This window comes from Nonomuraea sp. NPDC050790, from assembly GCF_044456745.1.
GTDB lineage: Bacteria > Actinomycetota > Actinomycetes > Streptosporangiales > Streptosporangiaceae > Nonomuraea.
Genome location: NZ_JBITGF010000004.1, coordinates 424311 through 441675, shown reverse-complemented (window position 1 = coordinate 441675; position 17365 = coordinate 424311). Strand labels below are relative to the sequence as shown.

Below are 17365 nucleotides of genomic sequence, written 5' to 3'. Positions count from 1 at the left end.
CGCATTCCTCCCTGCGTTATGAAGGCGTCCGGCAGATCAGGCCCGAAGGGCGGACAGGACGACACTCCACAACCAATCACGACATAGTGTAGTTGACTGACCACTATCAGTATTCAAGCGGGCATTACCGGGCGCCATCGGCATGTCCGGGTGGGCGGCGGCTCTCAACACAAGGATGGTGACGTGATGCGCTTCGAGGGCGACACCGTGGCGGTGACCGGCGCGGCCGGTGGCATCGGCCAGGCGATCTGCGCGGCCCTGGCCGACGAGGGCGCGAGCGTGTTCGTGCTCGACCGCTGCTCGTCGACGGCGGTTACAGCCTCCGGTGATACGGCCCAGGGGACCTGCCGCTGTCCCTCGCGGCCATCTGCGAGCCAATGCGCCCTCAGCCCGGAAAGCGTCCCTGCCAGGGAGGGGCCCGGTGGTGTGACACGACCGGGCCGCACATAAGGGGACATGTCGCACTATCGTCGGCCTTGAGGGACAACGAACCGCCGGCCGACTGTAAGGACACCCCTGTATGACCACCACCGCGCTCATCGTCGGCGACCTCCAGGCGGGCATCGTGGACAACTATCCGTTCGCCGCCGGTGTGCTTCCCGTGATGGAGAAGGTGATCCCGGCGGCCAGGGCGGCCGGGGTACCGGTGGTGTTCGTGCGGTTCGGGCTGCGGGCCTCGGGGCTGGACATCGGGGTGGGGAACGGGGTGGTCGGCGGGCTGCACGGGGTGGGGACGCTGTTCCACGAGGAGTCGCCGGAGACGCAGGTCCACGCGCGCATCGAGCCGCTGCCCGGCGAGGCCGTGGTGCTCAAGCGGCGTGCCTCGGCCTTCTCGGGTACCGATCTCGATCGGCTCCTGCGTGCCCAGGGGGTCGGCTCGATCGTGCTGACGGGGGTCGCGACCGGGGCGATGGTCGCCGCCACGTTCTTTGACGCCGCCGACCGCGACTACCGCCTGACCGTGCTCAGCGACGGGTGCGCCGACGGCGAACCGGACGTGCACGACTTCCTGGTCAGCCGCCTCTTCCCGGCGAGGGGCGCGGAGGTCGTCACGGGTGAGGAGTGGATCGCCCGGCTGTGAGCTACCGTCCGCGCCAGGAGATCGGCTAACGATCTTCTGCTGAGAGCGCGGCCAGTTCGGCGGCTCGCCGCAGGTCCTTGGGACGGCCGATGGCGCGGCGCATCCGGATCAGGTCGGCCGACGAGACGTAGTGGACCTCCAGACCGTCCGGGCCGGCCGCGGTGAGCGCGCGGTCCAGGCACTCCCGCACCTCGAGCCCACCCCACGGCAGCGCCGGAGTGCAGCAGTCGCCGCCGGCCCCCGGCGAGGTGAAGGGCACCTTGGGGTGAAGGAAGGACTCGGGTACGGGCTCCCCGCCGTCGGCCAGCCGGGCACCAACGGCGGCGAAGGCGGCGGCCAGGGCGGGGGCGTGTCCGGGCGAGCCGTCCCAGAGCAGGTCGAGATCACCGGTCAGTTCGGTGGAACCGTGCATGATCCCGGCGACCTGCCCGATCACCACGGCCCGGACACCGTGCCGGTGCAGGGACTCCAGGAGCGGGAAGGGGTCGAAGCCGAGGGCGCCGTCCGTGCCGATCGTGCCGACCTCGTCGTCGGCGTCCTGGTGGGCGAGGCCGGTGCCGCCCCGGTCAAGCGCCAGTTCCCGGGTACGGCGGGCGGCCGCGCGCAGCCGTACCAGAGGCGCGTCGATCTTCTGGGTCATCCAGAGATCATCGGCGAATGTCACGATTTCCGCATCACACGGGAATCTCGGCTGGATCACCATTGAGCCCCCGGCCATTGTCCGGCCCCGCGCGCTGCGCTGATCGTGGAACCCATGCGGGGGCTGTTTGTCATCAGACGGGCGTTGAGCGAGCCCCTGCTGCTGCTTGCCGCCTTCTTCTCGATCCTCCTGGCGACCGCGACGCTGGTGGCTTTGACCACGTACGCCGCGACGATCACGGAGGCGGGCGTGCGGCGCACCATGGCGACCGCCGCGATACCGGACAAGGCGACGATCCTGTCGGCCGCGGTGACGAAGGACGGCTTCGCCCCCACCGACGCCATGATGCGCGAGCAGGTCAAGCGGGCCTACCAGGGCCTGCCGGTGGCGGTGACGGCCACGGCCAGGTCGGCGACCTACGTGGCGCCCGGGCAGCTCGGCCGTAAGACGCCGGAACTGTTCACGTTCGGCCTGTACGAGGATCTTGACCGGCACGCCAAGCTGGTCGCGGGGTCCTGGCCGCGGCATGGGTCGGTGGTGGAGGCGGCGCTGTCGCAGCCGGTGGCCACGGCGCTGGGGCTGGCTCCCGGGCGAACGTTCACCACGCGGGGGCGGGTGGACAAGAAGCCCGCGACCGTGCGGGTCTCGGGGATCTTCCAGCTTGACGACCCGTTCGGGGAGCGGTGGTTCGCCGAGCCGCTGCTGGTGCGCGGGGCCGAGGTGGGCAACTACACGACGTACGGGCCGCTGGTCGTGGCCCGCGAGACGTTCCTGGAGCGCTTCGCCGACCACGTGACGGTCACCTGGCTCGCCGTCCCCGACCTGCGCGGGCTCCAGCCCGACCGGCTCGGGCAGCTCGCGGGCGACGTCACGGGGACCAAGGAACGGCTGGCCCAGGCGGGCTGCGTCAACTGCGGCGCCACCTCCCGGCTGCCCGAGGTCATCGCCCAGCTCGACACCGCGGCGCTGGTGGCGCGTTCGACCATGCTGATCCCGGTCCTGCAGCTCGTGCTGCTCGCGGGGTACGCACTGCTGCTGACCGCCCGCCTGCTGGCCGACCACCGGCGCATGGAGGTGGCGCTGCTGCGGGCCCGTGGCGCGGGCAGCACGCGGCTGGCCTTGCTCACGGGCGCGGAGGCGTTGCTGGTGGCGGTGCCGTGCGCGCTCGCGGCCCCGTTCCTGGCACCACTCCTGCTGTCCGCGACGGGCGCCGAAGTGAACACGACGGGCACGGGGGCGAGCGCGACAGGCTCAGCAGCGGACGCGACGGGCGCGGGGGCGTTCTGGGTGGCGGCGTTTGTCGCGGCCGCCTGCGCGGTGCTGCTGGCGCTGCCCGCCCTCTCCGGCGCCCGCCGTACCTATGTGGAGACGCAGACCGCCCGCGTTCGCAGAGGGCTGGTGCAGCGGGCCGGGGCCGATCTGGTGCTGGTCGGGGTGGCGGCGCTGGCGATCTGGCAGCTCCGCCACTACGGCGCACCGGTCACCGCGACCGCCGCGGGCGGCCTGGGCGTGGATCCGCTGATCGTCTCCGGCCCGGCGCTGGCGTTGCTCACGGGCGGCCTGCTGAGCCTGCGCCTCGTGCCGCTGGTCTCCGGCGTGGCGGAACGGCTCACGACGCGACGAACCAGCCTGGCCCCGGCACTGGGCGCGATGCAGGTGAGCCGCAGACCGCTGAGGTACGCGGGCCCCGCCCTCCTGCTGACCATGGCCGTGGCGATAGGCGGGCTGTCCCTGGCCACCGAGGCGACCTGGCGGACCTCCCAGGACGACCAGGCCGCCCACCAGACAGGCGCGGACCTGCGCATCTCCGACCCGCCCGAGAACAACGAGCTCGGCGTCCTGGGCCGCGGCACCGCGTTCGCCGCGTTGCCGGGCGTGAGCGCGTTCAGCCCCGTCTACCGGGGCGGCGCCGACGTCGGCGGCAAGGACGTCACGCTGCTCGGCGTGGACGCGGCCCGGATCGGCGCCATCATGCGGCTGCGCGCGGACCTGTCGCCCGACAGCATGCCGGACATGGCCGCCCGCCTGCTGGCCGGTCGCCCCAGCCTCCAGACGATCCCCCTGACGGGCGACAAGCTGCGCCTGGGCATCAGGCTGGAGGCGAGCGCACCGGTGGAGGTCAAGGCCAGCCTGGTGGACGGGCTGGGCGTCTGGCGCGAACTGGCCCTCGGCCCGCTGGAGCCGGGCGCGCGCACGCTGGAGGCCGACCTGCGCCCCCTCTACGGCCGCTCCGGTACGGCAGGCCGCCTGAACCTGCGCGGGCTCACCTTCGACCTCCCGATCCCCACCCGAGCCGCCCAAGACGCGGACAACCCGGCCCCCGCCCAGAGCGCCCCCACCCGCATCGCCGTCACCGGCCTGACCGTCCCGCCCGGCGCCACCTGGACCCACGCCATCCAACGCCCCGGCCGGCTGCGCGGCGAGCGGCTCAAGGCGGCGCGGGACGGCTTCACCGTGGAGGTGCCCGCGGCCAAGCCCGCCTCGGCCCCCGCCGACCCGCAGCCACTGGTCGTGACCCTCGGCCCGGCCGAGCTGATGGCCGCCCCGAGCGATCGCCGCCACCCCCTGCCCGTCGTGGTGTCGCGGGACCTGGCCGAGGTCATGAAGGCGCGCGAGGGCCAGGTCACCGCGGTGGCGATCGAGGGCCGCAACACCGCGGTGCGCGTCGCGGGCATCGTGGAGTCGCTGCCCTCGACGGCCGCGGGACGGCCCGCCGTACTGCTGGACCTGCCCACGGCGCAGGCCCGCGACCAGGCGTGGGCGCTGCCGCCGAAACCCGTCACCGAGTGGTGGGCGGCGGTGCGCGGCGGCGACACCGCGCCCGCGGTGGAGCGGCTGCGGAGCACGCCCGCGTGGGGCGCGAGCGTCGTGGACCTGCCCGCGCAGGCGGCGAAGCTGCGTGACGACCCGCTGGCGGCGGGGCTGGAGGGTGCGCTGACGCTGGGGTTCGCGGCGGCGCTGGCCTTCGCGGTGCTCGGGTTCCTGGTGAGCGCGGCGGTGGCGGCCCGCGAGCGGGCCGGTGAGCTGGCGATCCTACGGGCGCTGGGGATGAGCGGGCGGCAACTGTTCCGGTTGCTGGCGGTGGAGCAGGCGTTCGTGATCGGGCTGGCGATGGCGGCGGGGATCGGGCTGGCGGTGGTGGTCGGGTACCTGGTGGTGCCGCACATCGTGCTGACCGGGCAGGCGGCGGCCGTGGTGCCCGCGGTGGAGCCGGTGTTCCCGTGGGCGGCCACGCTGGGGATGGCGGCGGCGGTCTGCGTGGTGTTGTTCGGCGTGGTGGCGGGGCTGGCGGGGAGTCTGCGCCGCCGTGCGCCGCTGGTCAGGGAGGACCTGTGAACGCGCTGCGCCTGGCCAGGACCTGCACCGGGGCGCTGGCCGTGCTCGCCGCCCTGGTGGCCGCGGCGGCGTTGCTGGCGGCGGCGCTGCCGAAGACGATGGAGGCCGCCTACGACCGGGCGTTCGCGCACTCGGTGGGCTCGGCGTCCGCGGACTGGACCGACCTGACCGTCGAGTACTTCTCCCAGAGCGACCCGCCCGAGCACCGCACCGCCGGGGACTTCGCGCGGCGCGACGCGCGGCTGCGCGAGATCCTGTCGCCCGCCCTGCGCGCCGTGGTGGGCCCGGGGCACCAGCGGGCCTCCACGTTCAACCTGCCGGTGATGAAGGGGCCGGTGGCGAGCGGCCCGCTGTTCGTGGACCCGACCTGGGTCTCCGGCGTCGAGGAACGCATCAGGTACGTGGCGGGACGCCCGCCCGGCCGGTCGGACGGCACGCGCTTCGAGCTGGCGATCGTCAGGTCGGCCGCCGAGGCCATGAACATCCGGGTCGGCACCCGGCTGGAGATCGGCACCGTCGGCGTCGTCGACGCGACCGTCACCGGCCTGTTCGACGTCGTGGACGCCGGTGACCGCTTCTGGGACCACAACCGCGCCGTACGCGCGGTCAACCGGGTCCCGATCCCCGGCACGGACCTGCACGAACTGCACGTGGACGCGCTCGTCTCGCCCGAGAGCCTGCCCGTGCTCGGCGGCGCCGAGCGGCAGCTCCGCTACGCGTGGGTGATCCCCGTGGACACCGCCAGAGTGAGCGCGCGCGAGGCGCCCGCGCTGCCCGCGGCGATCGCCGAGTACGAGCGGGAGGCCGGGGTCGAGGCCGCCGACCCGTGGAACCGCTACGTCCTCGACACCCGGCTGCCGGAACTTCTCACCCGGTTCCTGGGCGAACTGGCCACCGCGCAGACCGTGATGACCGTCGTACTGGGCGGGCTGCTGGCGGTCGCGCTGTGTGTGGTGCTGCTGGCCGTACAGGTCGTGGTGGAGCGTACCGACCGGGCGCTGGCGCTCGCGCGGGCGCGCGGCGGGTCGCTGCGGCAGGTCGCGGGCGCGGGGACGGGCCTGGTGGCGCTGGCCGCGCTGCCCGCCGCCCTGGCGGGCTACGCGCTGTCCTATGCCGTGCGGGGCCCGCTCACGCCGATCGTGCACGCCGGTCCCGCGCTGATCGCCGTGGCCGTGGTGGCGGGCGCGGCGGCGCTGCTCGCGCTCAGGCACCGCGCGCCCCTGCACGAGCGGCGGGCGGACGTGGTGGCGGCCCGGCTCTCGCCCGCCCGGATCACCGTGGAGGCCGCGGTGGTGGCGCTGGCGCTCGGCGGCGCCTTCCTGCTGCGCCTGCGCGGGCTGGGCGTCGGGGACCCGTTCCTGATGCTGGTGCCGTTCGGGCTGACGGTGGCGGTCGCGGTGATCACCGTGCGCTGCTATCCCTTCCCCCTGCGCCTCCTGGTACGGCTGGCCGCGCGCGGACGCCGGGCGGTGCCGTTCCTGGGACTGACGCTGGCGGCCAGGGCGCGCTCGTTCTCGGTGCTGCCGGTGCTGGTGCTGCTCCCCGCGCTGGCCGTCTCGGTCTTCTCCGCGGTGGTCGCCTCCGGTATCTCGACGGCCCAGGCGCAGGTGGCGTGGAACGAGGTCGGCGCCCACGCCCGCCTCCAGGCAACCAGCATGTTCTCCCCCGAGGCCGTCGAACGGGTGCGTAAGGTCCCCGGGGTGCGCCGGGTGGTGCCCGCGCAGATCGCGACCGTGCGGATCGGCGAGCGCCACCCGACGCTGGTGGCCCTCGACCTGGACGCCTACCGCGCGATCGTGGCGGACACGCCGCTCAGGCCGCCCGGCCCGCTGCGCGACGGTCCCGGCATCCCCGCGCTGGTGCCGCCCGACCAGGTGGGCGCCGAGGTCACGATGACGTGGAACGTGCAGGCCACGCTGCGTCCCCAGGGCTCCGTGACGTCCTTCCCGGGGCTGGGCGGGCCGCGGGAGTTCGTGGTGACGCCGCTGGACGTGCGGGCACGGATGGGCCGCCAGGTGGAGGTCAACACGTTGTTCGTGGCGGGTGAGGGCGTGGCGGCGGCGGACCTGGAGGCGGCGGCGGGCGCGGGGACGCGGGTGCGCACGTTCGGCGACGCGCTGCGGGCGATCGAGGACGAGCCGCTGACGGCGACGGTCCAGGTGGTCTTCCGCGTGGTGACGCTGGCGCTGGGCGGCTACGCGCTGGCCGCGGTGGTGCTGGCGCTCGTGGTGGGGGCGGGGGAACGGGCGCGGGCGCTGTCGTTTCTGCGCACGCTCGGGCTGTCGGCGGGGCAGGCGCGGCGGCTGACGGTGCTGGAGGTCACGCCGTTGATCCTGCTGACGGCGCTGGCGGGGCTGGGGCTGGGTCTCGGGCTCGGTCCCGCGCTGGGTCCGGCGATCGACCTGTCGGCGTACGCGGGTGGGGCCGCGGTGGCGGGGTCGGAGGTGGGGTGGCCGCTGGTGCTGGCGGCAACCCTGGCCCTCGTGTCGGTTTTAGGGGTATATATCCATATTTGGCTAGGGCGCCGAGCCGCAGTGGGCGCGATACTTCGCGTGAATGAGTAAGAGCGTCCAGGTCCTGTGCGATTTGTGTCACAGTTTCGATATCACACGCGCATCGCCGCAGCGTATCGGGTGCGCATCCCTTGAGAAGATCACCTTGCCCTCGACTTGGCCGATCCTCAAAAGTTCACTAAACGGGTGAAGGGGGTCATATGCGGGGGCCGTTGATCGTCAAGCGGGCGTTCAGTGAACCGCTCCTCCTGCTCGCCGCCCTCGGCTCCATCCTCCTGGCCACCACCACGCTCGTGGCGCTGACCATGTACGCCTCGACCATCGCCGACGTCGGCGTCCGACGCACCATGGAGACCGCCTCCTTCGGCAACACCGCCGTCACCGTCACCGCGCCGGTCAAGGGCGAGACGTTCCCGAAGCTGGACCAGGCCATCCGCCGGCAGGTGGACGAGCTCTTCACCGGCGTCCCGACCGCGATCGGCGCCAGCTTCCACTCCGACTCCTTCGCCATGCCCGGCCAGGAGCGCAAGGAACGCCCCGAACTGCTCAGGTTCGGCAGCTACGACGGCCTCGACCAGCACGCCAAGCTCGTCTCCGGCACCTGGCCGCGCGAGGACGCGCAGCCCATGGAGGCCGCCGTCTCCCTGCCCGCCGCCTCCGCCACCTCGTTCAAGATCGGCCAGGTCATCAGCACCCAGGGCCGCGTGGACAAGAAGACCCGCCAGGTGAAGATCGTCGGCATCTTCCAGCTCGACGACCCCTTCGGCGACCGCTGGAACGGCGAAGCCCTGCTCAGCCGCGGCGTCGAGAGCGGCTCCTACACCACCTACGGCCCGCTCATGGTCGGCAGGAACACCTTCCTCACCCACTTCGCCACCACCGTCAGCACCACCTGGACCGCGCTGCCCGACCTGCGCCAGGTCTCCCCCGAACAGCTCCGCCCGCTGGCCGAGGGCGTCACCGGCCTGCGCGAGCGGCTGCGCGCGAACGGCTGCTCCGAGTGCACCGCCGTCAGCCGCCTCAACGGCGTGCTCACCCAGCTCGACACCGCCGCCCTGGTCTCCCGCTCGACCATGCTCATCCCGGTGCTGCAACTGCTGCTCCTGGCCGCGTACGCGCTGATGCTCACCGCCCGCCTGCTGGCCGACCACCGGCGCATGGAGGTCGCGCTGCTGCGCTCGCGCGGCGCGGGAACCTGGCGCCTGGCCTCCCTGGCCGGGGGTGAGGCGTTGCTGGTGGCCGTCCCGTGCGCGGTCGTCGCGCCGTTCCTCGGGCCGCCGCTGCTGGCCGCGGTCAACACGCTGCCCTGGATCGAGGCCTCGGGCGTACGGCTGGCGCCGGTCGCCGACCTCGGCACCTTCCTGGTCTCCACCTCGGTGGCGCTCGTGTCGGCCGTGCTGCTGGCGCTGCCCGCCCTCGCCGGGGCCCGCCGTACCTATGTGGAGGAACAGTCGGCCCGCGGGCGCAGCGGCGCGCGCGGCCTGATCGAGCGGGCGGGCGCGGACCTGGCGCTGCTGGTCGTGGCCGGGCTGGCGATCTGGCAGCTCCAGCACTACGGCGCGCCAGTCACCTCGACCACCAGCGGAGAGCTGGGCATCGACCCGCTGATCATCTCCGGTCCCGCGCTGGCGCTGCTCACCGGCGGCATGCTGGGCCTGCGCCTGGTCCCGCGCATCTCCAAGGTCGCCGAGCGGTTCACCACGAAGCGGGCGAGCCTCGCGCCCGCGCTGGGCGCCTGGCAGGTGGCCAGGCGGCCGCTGCGCTACTCCGGGCCCGCGCTGCTGCTGACCATGGCGATCGCCATCGGCATCGTCTCGATGGCCACCGCCTCCACCTGGCGCGCCTCGCAGAGCGACCAGGCCCGCCACCAGGCCGGCACGGACCTGCGGCTGACCGGGCCGCCCGACGGCGGCGACCTCGGCACCCTCGGCAGGGGCACCGCCTTCAGCACGCTGCCCGGCGTGCGGGCCGCCGCCCCCGCCTACCGGGGCCGCGCCGACGTCGACAACACCTTCGTCAACCTGCTCGCCATCGACGCCGCCAAGCTCGGCCAGGTCTTCCAGCTACGCCCCGACCTGTCGGTCAGCACGGTCGCCGAGCTCGGCGCCGCGCTCACGGCAGGCCGGCCCAAGACCGCGCCGGTCGCGCTGCCCGGCACCCCGCGCACGCTCACCGTGGACGTCGCGGCGCCCTTCGGCGCCGTCCCCCTGCAGGTCGTGATCTCCGACGCGCTCGGCGTGCGCCACGCCCTGCCGGTCGAGGCGACCTCCAAGACGGTACGGCAGGCCGCCCTCGACCTCACCGCCCTGACCGGCCGCAGCGGCGAGATCAGCTACCCGCTCGCCGTCGAGGGCTTCGTCGCCGGAGCCAGCGAGACCGACCGCGAGGCCCGCGTGCTCGCGCTGCGCGCCGACGGCCAGGAGGTGGACGTGCCCGCCGACCGGCGCTGGGCGGGCGGCGGACAGGCCGCGGAAGGGCTGTTCACCATCGAGTCGGGCCGCGAGGGCGCGGTCGTGATGCCCGCGCCCCCGGGCGTGGACGCGGCCAAGATGCTGCTGCGCCCACGCGAGGCCGGCGCCACGGTCAACGCGCCGCTGCCCGTCGTGCTCACCGCCGACCTGGCCGCCGCGCTCAAGCTGTCGGTCGGCCAGGTCGCGCCGATCACCTTCGAGCGGAAGGTCATCGAGGTCAAACTGGCCGGGGTCGTGGAGCGCATGCCGACGACCACGCCGGAGCAGCCGGCCGTACTCGTGGATCTGCGGACGCTGCAGGACCGCACGCTGAGCGCGGGCGAGCTCCCGCTGCCGGCGACCGAGTGGTGGCTGAACACCGGCGGCTCCTCCGACGCGGCCTACGAGAAGATCAGGACCAACCCGGTCTGGAACGTCACCGCGCTCGACCAGCGGCGCCTGGCCACGGAAATGCGCGACGACCCGCTGGGCAGCGGCCTGCAGGGGGCGCTGATCCTCGGCTTCCTCGCGGCGCTGGTCTTCGCGGCGCTCGGCTTCCTGGTCAACGCGGCGGTCGCGGCCCGCGAGCGGATGTCGGAGTTCACCATCCTGCGCGCGCTCGGCGTGAGCTTCCGCCAGGTGTTCGGGCTGCTGGCCATCGAGCAGACGTTCGTCATCGGGCTGTCGCTGGCGGCCGGGACCGGGCTCGCGGTCGCGGTCGGCTACCTGGTCGTGCCGCACATCGTGCTCACCGGCCAGGCCGCCGCGGTCACGCCCGACGTGCGGCTGGACATCCCGTGGCCGGCCACGGCGGCCATGCTCGTCGCGGTGGCCGCGGTGTTGTTCGCCATCGTCGCCGGGCTGGCCCGCAGCATGCGGCGGCAGGGTCTCGGTCAAGTGCTGCGCATCGGGGAGGACCAATGAAGACCCTGCGGCTGGCTCGGGTGCACCCCGGCGCCCTCGCCATGCTCGCCGTCCTCACCCTGAGCGCCTGCCTGCTCATCGCCGGCATGCCGAGGATGATGCAGGGGGCCTTCAACCGGGCGATGGCGCAGGACCTCGACTCCGCTCCCGCGCAGCAGGCCGACCTGACCGCGCTCGCCTCCTCCAACGGGTACGAGCAGGACATCGGCTCCCCCGAGCAGTTCGCGCGCTGGGACGCGGAGCTGCGCAAGCTCGTCCCCGCCGGCCTGCGCACGGTCGTGCGCCCGCCCGGCGCCGGCACCTCCCACATGAGCGCCAAGACCGCGCGCACCCCGGTGCACAACAGCGGCGGCATGCGCTACATCAACCTGGCCTGGCTGTCCGACGCCGACCGGCACGTACGGTGGATCGAGGGCCGCGAACCCGGCAAGCCGTCCAGCAGGCGGTTCCAGAACGACGACATCCCCCTGTTCGAGGTCGGCGTCGTCGCCGACGCGGCGAAGAAGATGGGGCTCACCGTCGGCGCCGAGCAGATCATCGGCGAGAGCGACTACGCCGCGATCAGGGTCGTGGGCATCTTCCAGGCGGTCGACCCGAACGAGCGCTGGTGGAGCCACAACGGCGACGCGCTCCACGTCAACGAGGTGCAGCCGCCCGGCAAGCTCGACCTCGAACAGCACATCACCGCGCTCATCCCCGGCGCGGCCCTGTCCGTGCTGAGCGGGCAGGCCCGCCAGCTCGACTACCGCTGGGTCATGTCCGTCGACACCGCCGCCATCAGCCGCCTCGACCCCGTCGAGGTGCGGGCCTCGGTCAACGCCTTCGACAAGGCGCTTGCGCTCAACGCCAAGTACGACCTCAGCCACCGCCTCGACACCCAGCTCGGCAACCTCATCGCCGCCTTCCTCACCAAGCTCGCCACCGCGCAGACGATCATGTACCTGGCGCTGGGCGGCCTGCTCGTGGTCGCGCTCGGCGTCATCGTGCTCGGCGTGCAGCTCGTGCTGGACCGCATCGACCAGGCGCTCGGGCTGATGCGGGCGCGCGGCGGCGCGCTGTCCCAGATCGTCGCGACCGCGGGCGGCCTCACCGCAGCCGCGCTCCTGCCCGCGGTCCTTCTCGGGTACGGCCTGGCCTACCTCGTACCGGGACCCGCCGTCGCGCTCGTCCACGTCGGCCCGGCGCTGCTGCTGCTCACCGGCATCGGCTATGCCTGCGCCCGTGCCGCCCTGGAGCACCGCGCCCCGCTGAACGAGCGGCGCGGCGACGTGGCCACCGCCAAGCCGTCGGCCAAGCGGATCACGCTGGAAGTGCTGGTCATCGGGCTCGCCCTGGTCGGCGCGTACCTGATCCGCACCCGCGGCCTCACCACCGACGTGGCCGCCCAGGGGCAGGACCCGTTCCTGCTGTTCGTGCCGATCGCGCTCACGCTGGCCGCCGCGCTGATCACCCTGCGCTGCTACCCCTACCCCCTGCGCCTCATCGTACGGCTGGCCGCGCGGGCCAGGCCCGCCGTACCCTTCCTGGGCCTGACCAGGGCGGCCCGCGCCCGCGCCTTCAGCGTGCTGCCGGTCCTGATCCTGCTGCCCGCGCTGGCCGTGTCGGTGTTCGCCTCGCTGATCTCCAGCGGCATCGTCCGCACCCAGGAGGTCGCCATCTGGCAGAAGGCCGGCGCGCCGGTCCGCGTCGAGTACGCCGGCATCCTCACCGACGAGGCCGTCGCCCAGATCGGCAGGACGCCCGGCGTCGACCAGGTCGTCCCCGCGCAACTGGGCACCGTGCAGGTCGGGTTCACCGCCGAGCGGGCCGGCATCCTCGCCGTGGACCTGGCCGCCTGGAACAAGCTCGTCGCCGGCTCGCCCATCACCCTGCCCGCCCAGCCCGGCGGCGACGGCATCCCCGCGCTCGTCTCGCCGGGGCTCAAGGGCCGCGGCACCATCGACATCGGCTGGCAGAACCGGATGAAGGTCCGCGAGGCCGGCGTCATCGACAAGGTGCCCGGCTTCTTCAGCCAGGGCCGCTTCCTCGTCGTGCCGCTGGACACCAACCAGCGGGCCGGCACCCGGGTCAACGTCAACACCCTGCTCATCGGCGGCAGCGCCGACCCGGCCCGGGTCCGGGACGAGGCGGTCAAGGCGGTCTCGGCCGCGGTCAACGGCGGGGACGGCGCCAAGCTCGTCACCGTCTCCGGAGTGGCCGAGGCCCGCGCGGCCATCACCGGCGACGCCCTGACCGGGACCGTCCTGTCGATCCTGCGCATCGTCACCGTGGCACTGGCGGCGTACGCGCTGGTCGCGGTCGTGGTGACCCTCGTGATCAGCGCGGCGGAGCGGGCCTCGGCCCTGTCGTTCCTGCGTACGCTGGGGCTGTCGGCACGCCAGGCACAGGGGCTCACCGTCCTGGAGATCTCCCCGATGATCGTGCTGACCTCGCTGGCCGGGCTCGCGCTCGGCCTCGTCCTGCCCACCGCGCTCGGACCCGGTGTCGACCTGTCCGCCTACACCGGCGACCTCGACGTCCAGAGCTACGACCTCGACCTGTTGACCCCGACGCTTCTGGCCGCCGGGCTGACCGGCGTCGCCGTACTGGGCGCCTACGCGCACACCGCCATCAGCCGTCGCCGCAGCCTCGGCTCCGTACTCCGAGTGGGTGAGTGAACGTGAACCCGACCCTGTCCGAGCTGGAAGCCCAGGCGAGCCAGGAGAAGGCCGCCTTCGGCGGTGACGCGCACATCGTCTGCGACAACCTCGTGCGCATCTACAAGACCGAGGGCGTCGAGGTGGTCGCGCTCCAGGGCCTGGACCTGCTGGTGCAGAAGGGCGAGCTGGTCGCCATCGTCGGCGCGTCGGGCTCCGGCAAGTCGACGCTGCTCAACGTGCTGTCCGGCCTCGACGTCCCCACGGCGGGCCTGGCCAAGGTGGCCGGGACCGACCTGCTGTCCATGGCCGCCAAGGACCGGCTGCGCTACCGGCGCGAGGTGGTCGGCTTCATCTGGCAGCAGACGGCGCGCAACCTGCTGCCGTACCTGACCGCGCAGGAGAACGTCGAGCTGCCCATGAAGCTCGCCGGCAAGGCGCGTAAGGGCCGGGCGGCGGAGCTGCTGACGCTGCTCGGCGTCGGCTACTGCGCCGACCGGCGGCCGTCGGAGATGTCCGGCGGCGAGCAGCAGCGCGTCGCCATCGCCGTGGCGCTGGCCAACTCCCCGCAGCTCATCCTGGCCGACGAACCCACCGGCGAACTCGACAGCGACACCTCCGAGGAGGTCTTCGACGCGTTGCGCAAGGCCAACCGCGAGCTCGGCGTCACCGTCGTCATCGTCACCCACGACCCGCTGGTCTCCGAACAGGTGGACCGCACCATCGGCATCCGCGACGGCCGTACCTCCAGCGAGACGCTGCGCCGCGAGGGCGCCGAGGGACAGATCGTCGCCGAGGAGTACGCCGTCCTCGACCGCGTCGGCCGCCTCCAGCTTCCCCGGGACTTCATGAACGCCCTGGAGATGGAGCGGCGCGTACGTCTCGAACTCGAGGCCGACCACATCGGCGTATGGCCCGCGCGAGAGGAGAGCAACGGTGAGTGAGCCCCTGGTCGTCGTCGACGGGCTGCGCAAGGTCTACCGGACGGGCCCCAAGGAGGTCGTGGCCCTGCGGGAGGTGTCGTTCCAGGCGTTCCCCGGCGAGCTGATCGCCATCCGCGGCCGCTCGGGATCCGGCAAGACCACGCTCCTGAACCAGATCGGCGGCCTCGACCGTCCCGACGCCGGCCGGGTCGTCGTGGCGGGCGAGGAGGTCACCGCGATGAGCGAGGACGCCCTGCTCGCGCTGCGGCGCGACACCGTCGGCTTCGTCTTCCAGTCCTTCGGCCTCATCCCGGTGCTGTCGGCCGCCGAGAACGTCGGCGTGCCCATGCGCCTGGCGCGCACGCCCGTGGAGGAGCGCGAGAAGCGGGTACGCATGCTGCTGGCCCTCGTCGGCCTCGAACAACACGTCAACCAGCGCCCCTACGAGCTGTCCGGCGGCCAGCGCCAGCGCGTGGCCATCGCCCGCTCGCTGGCCAACCGGCCGAGGCTGCTCATCGCCGACGAGCCCACGGGCCAGCTCGACTCGCAGACCGGCCGGCAGATCATGCAGCTCATCCGGGCGCTGGTGCGCAGCGAGGGCGTGACGGCGCTGGTCGCCACCCACGACCCGAGCCTGATCACGCTGGCCGACCGGGTGCTGGAGATCAGCGACGGCGTGGTTCAGGAGTCGGTGCTGCAGGAATCCTGACTCCGGCGGCCAGGTCGGTCGGCACATCGGGAATCCTGATCACGGCGCTCAGACCGGCCGCCACCCCGGGAATCCTGATCACGGCGGCCAGGTCGGCCACCGTCCTCGGGTATTCGGATCACGGCGGCGAGGTTGGCCGCCGCCACCAGGACCCCCGCCACCAGCAGCAGCCCGGTCTCGCCCGCCACGCCCGCCAGCGGCACCGCGACCGCGAGCCCGAACGGCCGCGACGCGAACGAGATCAACTGGTCGAACGCCCGCACCCGCCCCAGCGCCTCCTGCGGGATCTCCTGGGCCACGACCGTCTCCCACAACGGGCTCAGCAGCCCCAGCCCGAACATCGCCACCAGGTAGGCCCCCGCCAGCACCCACACCGGGGCGGAGAACGCCAGCGCGGCCATCGGCAGCACGTAGAGCGCCGCGCTCGCCTGGACCGCGACCATCGGGCGGCGGATGGGCAGCCTGGGGGCGGCGAACACGCCCGCGACCAGGCCGGCCGTACCGCACTGCACGATCAGCACCCACCCGGCCTCGCCCGCCGCGGCGGTGACGGCCAGCGGGCCCAGGGTCAGGAACAGTCCGGCGGCGAAGTGCCAGACGCCGTGGCCGAGCACGCTGGTCAGGAACCAGGGGCGGCGCCTGACCTCCTGCCAGCCCTCACGCAGGTCGGCGCCGAAGGAGCGATGGGCCGGGCGGGGGCGGCCGGCCGTACGGACGGAGCCGAGGGTCAGGGCCGCGCACGCGAACAGCAGCCCGGTCAGCAGCGCCGCCCAGCCTGGACCCGCCACGAGCACCACCCCGCCCGCGAGCGCGGGCGCCGCGACCGCCGACAGGCTCGTCGCCACGCCGATGCGCGCGTTGACGCGCAACCGGTCCTGCTCTGGCACGACCGCCGCCACCAGCCGTGGTACGGCGGGCATGCCGAACGCGATCGCCACCCCCGCGGCGGCCGACAGCAGGACCAGGTCGAGGATCCTGCCCACGCCGAGCAGGAGTTCCGCGCCGATGCCGAGCTGGGTGAGACAACGGGCAAGGTCCGCGCCCAGCGCCACCCGCTCGGGCCGCAGCCGGTCGGCGAGCACGCCGCCGACCGGCAGGAACACGAGCAGCGGGACGAGCTCCGCGGCCAGCACGAGGCCGAGGTCGGTGCCGGAGCCGGTGGTGCGCAGGACGGCGAGGGTGAGGGTGGTGGGGATCAAGGCGGTGGCCAGAGCGGACAGCGCGCGCCCGGCGAGGAGGCGGGTCGTCATGGGCTGGAATGGTATTTCGCTGGCGAATGTTTCGTCAACTAAATACTTGGCGGCGTATGATCCGATCGTGGAAGACTCCGTCGACCGTCACCTCGCCCGCTGGCGCGGCAAGGCTCCCTACGACGAGCTCGTCGAGGGGGTGGTGACGCGGATGCAGATGCTGGTCAAGCACCTCAGCCAGACGAAGGCGGCGGCGCTGGCCGAGGTGGGGATGCAGGACTTCGAGTTCGAGACGCTGCATCGGCTGGAGGCGCACGGGGGGAGCGCCACGCCTTCCGTGTTGGCGGGGGAGCTGATGTTGTCGCCGGCGGGGATGACGGGGCGGCTCGACACGCTCGAACGGTCCGGGCTGATCAGGCGGGTGCGGAGCAGTGATGACCGGCGGCGGGTGGATGTGGAGTTGACGGGGCGGGGGCACGAGTTGTGGATGGAGGCCATGGAGATTCGGGCTGAGGTGGAGTCGGGGATGATCGCGGCGCTTTCGCCGGGGGACCGGGTAACGCTGGACGGCCTCCTGAAACAACTCCTCCACAACGTCGAATCCACCCGCTAACCCCTTCCCCACCTACAGCCCAACTCCGCCCTTTCCCCACTCACCCCTCTCGCGCCCATTCAGCCGCTCCCGCTCCGCCCCCCTTCCACCCGCTCCGCCCCCCTTCCACCCGCTCCGCCCCCTTCCACCCGCTCCGCCCCCTTCCACCCGCTCCGCCCCCTTCCACCCGCTCCGCCCCCTTCCACCCGCTCCGCCCGCTCCGCCCGCGTCGCCCCCCTCCGCCCCCTTCCGCCCCGTCCGCGCTCACTCAGCCCTTTCCGCGCCTGTAAGCGCCCTTCCTACGACCGTGGGCCGCTCTGGGCGCCCATCCCTGCCACGCCCCCATCGCCCGCGCCGTCCCCTCCCCCGGC

General features: G+C 73.3%; 11 protein-coding genes. 9 read left to right on the top strand and 2 right to left on the bottom strand.

Features of this window, described 5'->3' with window-relative positions; all coding sequences use genetic code 11:
* Positions 1-186 precede the first annotated feature (186 nt).
* Together ACIBEJ_RS22370 and ACIBEJ_RS22365 are read left to right on the top strand one after the other, a co-directional pair.
* Entirely contained in the window at positions 187-450 is a 264-nt protein-coding gene (locus tag ACIBEJ_RS22370) for an SDR family NAD(P)-dependent oxidoreductase (RefSeq protein WP_397185279.1), read from the top strand.
* A gap of 70 nt (positions 451-520) precedes the next feature.
* Entirely contained in the window at positions 521-1081 is a 561-nt protein-coding gene (locus tag ACIBEJ_RS22365; protein WP_397184701.1) for a cysteine hydrolase family protein, read from the top strand.
* Between the two features lie 25 nt (positions 1082-1106).
* On the opposite strand, the gene ACIBEJ_RS22360 is transcribed toward ACIBEJ_RS22365, so the two are convergent.
* On the bottom strand, positions 1107-1721 hold the full coding sequence (locus ACIBEJ_RS22360; RefSeq protein ID WP_397184700.1) for a hypothetical protein: 615 nt from the start codon (positions 1719-1721) through the stop codon (positions 1107-1109).
* A gap of 114 nt (positions 1722-1835) precedes the next feature.
* Here ACIBEJ_RS22360 and ACIBEJ_RS22355 point away from each other — a divergent pair, with 114 nt between their 5' ends.
* The 6 genes from ACIBEJ_RS22355 to ACIBEJ_RS22330 all read left to right on the top strand — a co-directional run bounded on the left by ACIBEJ_RS22355 (position 1836) and on the right by ACIBEJ_RS22330 (position 15212).
* Positions 1836-5057, top strand: a complete 3222-nt coding sequence (locus ACIBEJ_RS22355; protein WP_397184699.1) for an FtsX-like permease family protein — start codon at positions 1836-1838, stop codon at positions 5055-5057.
* A complete protein-coding gene (locus tag ACIBEJ_RS22350) occupies positions 5054-7621 on the top strand; it encodes a hypothetical protein (protein ID WP_397184698.1) in 2568 nt (855 codons plus the stop codon). Before ACIBEJ_RS22355 ends, ACIBEJ_RS22350 begins: the two co-directional genes overlap by 4 nt.
* Positions 7622-7770: 149 nt before the next feature.
* Positions 7771-10944: an FtsX-like permease family protein gene (locus tag ACIBEJ_RS22345; protein ID WP_397184697.1), complete on the top strand. Its 3174-nt coding sequence runs from the start codon at positions 7771-7773 to the stop codon at positions 10942-10944.
* Complete coding sequence (locus ACIBEJ_RS22340) at positions 10941-13601, top strand: hypothetical protein (protein ID WP_397184696.1); 2661 nt, start codon at positions 10941-10943, stop codon at positions 13599-13601. Before ACIBEJ_RS22345 ends, ACIBEJ_RS22340 begins: the two co-directional genes overlap by 4 nt.
* Positions 13602-13603: 2 nt before the next feature.
* Complete coding sequence (locus ACIBEJ_RS22335) at positions 13604-14524, top strand: ABC transporter ATP-binding protein (protein WP_397184695.1); 921 nt, start codon at positions 13604-13606, stop codon at positions 14522-14524.
* Positions 14517-15212 (top strand): ABC transporter ATP-binding protein, encoded by a 696-nt coding sequence (locus ACIBEJ_RS22330; RefSeq protein ID WP_397184694.1) that lies wholly within the window; start codon positions 14517-14519, stop codon positions 15210-15212. Before ACIBEJ_RS22335 ends, ACIBEJ_RS22330 begins: the two co-directional genes overlap by 8 nt.
* On the opposite strand, the gene ACIBEJ_RS22325 is transcribed toward ACIBEJ_RS22330, so the two are convergent.
* Positions 15185-16462, bottom strand: a complete 1278-nt coding sequence (locus ACIBEJ_RS22325; RefSeq protein WP_397184693.1) for an MFS transporter — start codon at positions 16460-16462, stop codon at positions 15185-15187. The two genes, ACIBEJ_RS22330 and ACIBEJ_RS22325, sit on opposite strands and share 28 nt — an antisense overlap.
* A gap of 67 nt (positions 16463-16529) precedes the next feature.
* On the opposite strand from ACIBEJ_RS22325, the gene ACIBEJ_RS22320 reads away from it, so the two are divergent.
* Entirely contained in the window at positions 16530-17015 is a 486-nt protein-coding gene (locus tag ACIBEJ_RS22320) for a MarR family winged helix-turn-helix transcriptional regulator (RefSeq protein ID WP_397184692.1), read from the top strand.
* Positions 17016-17365 lie beyond the last annotated feature (350 nt).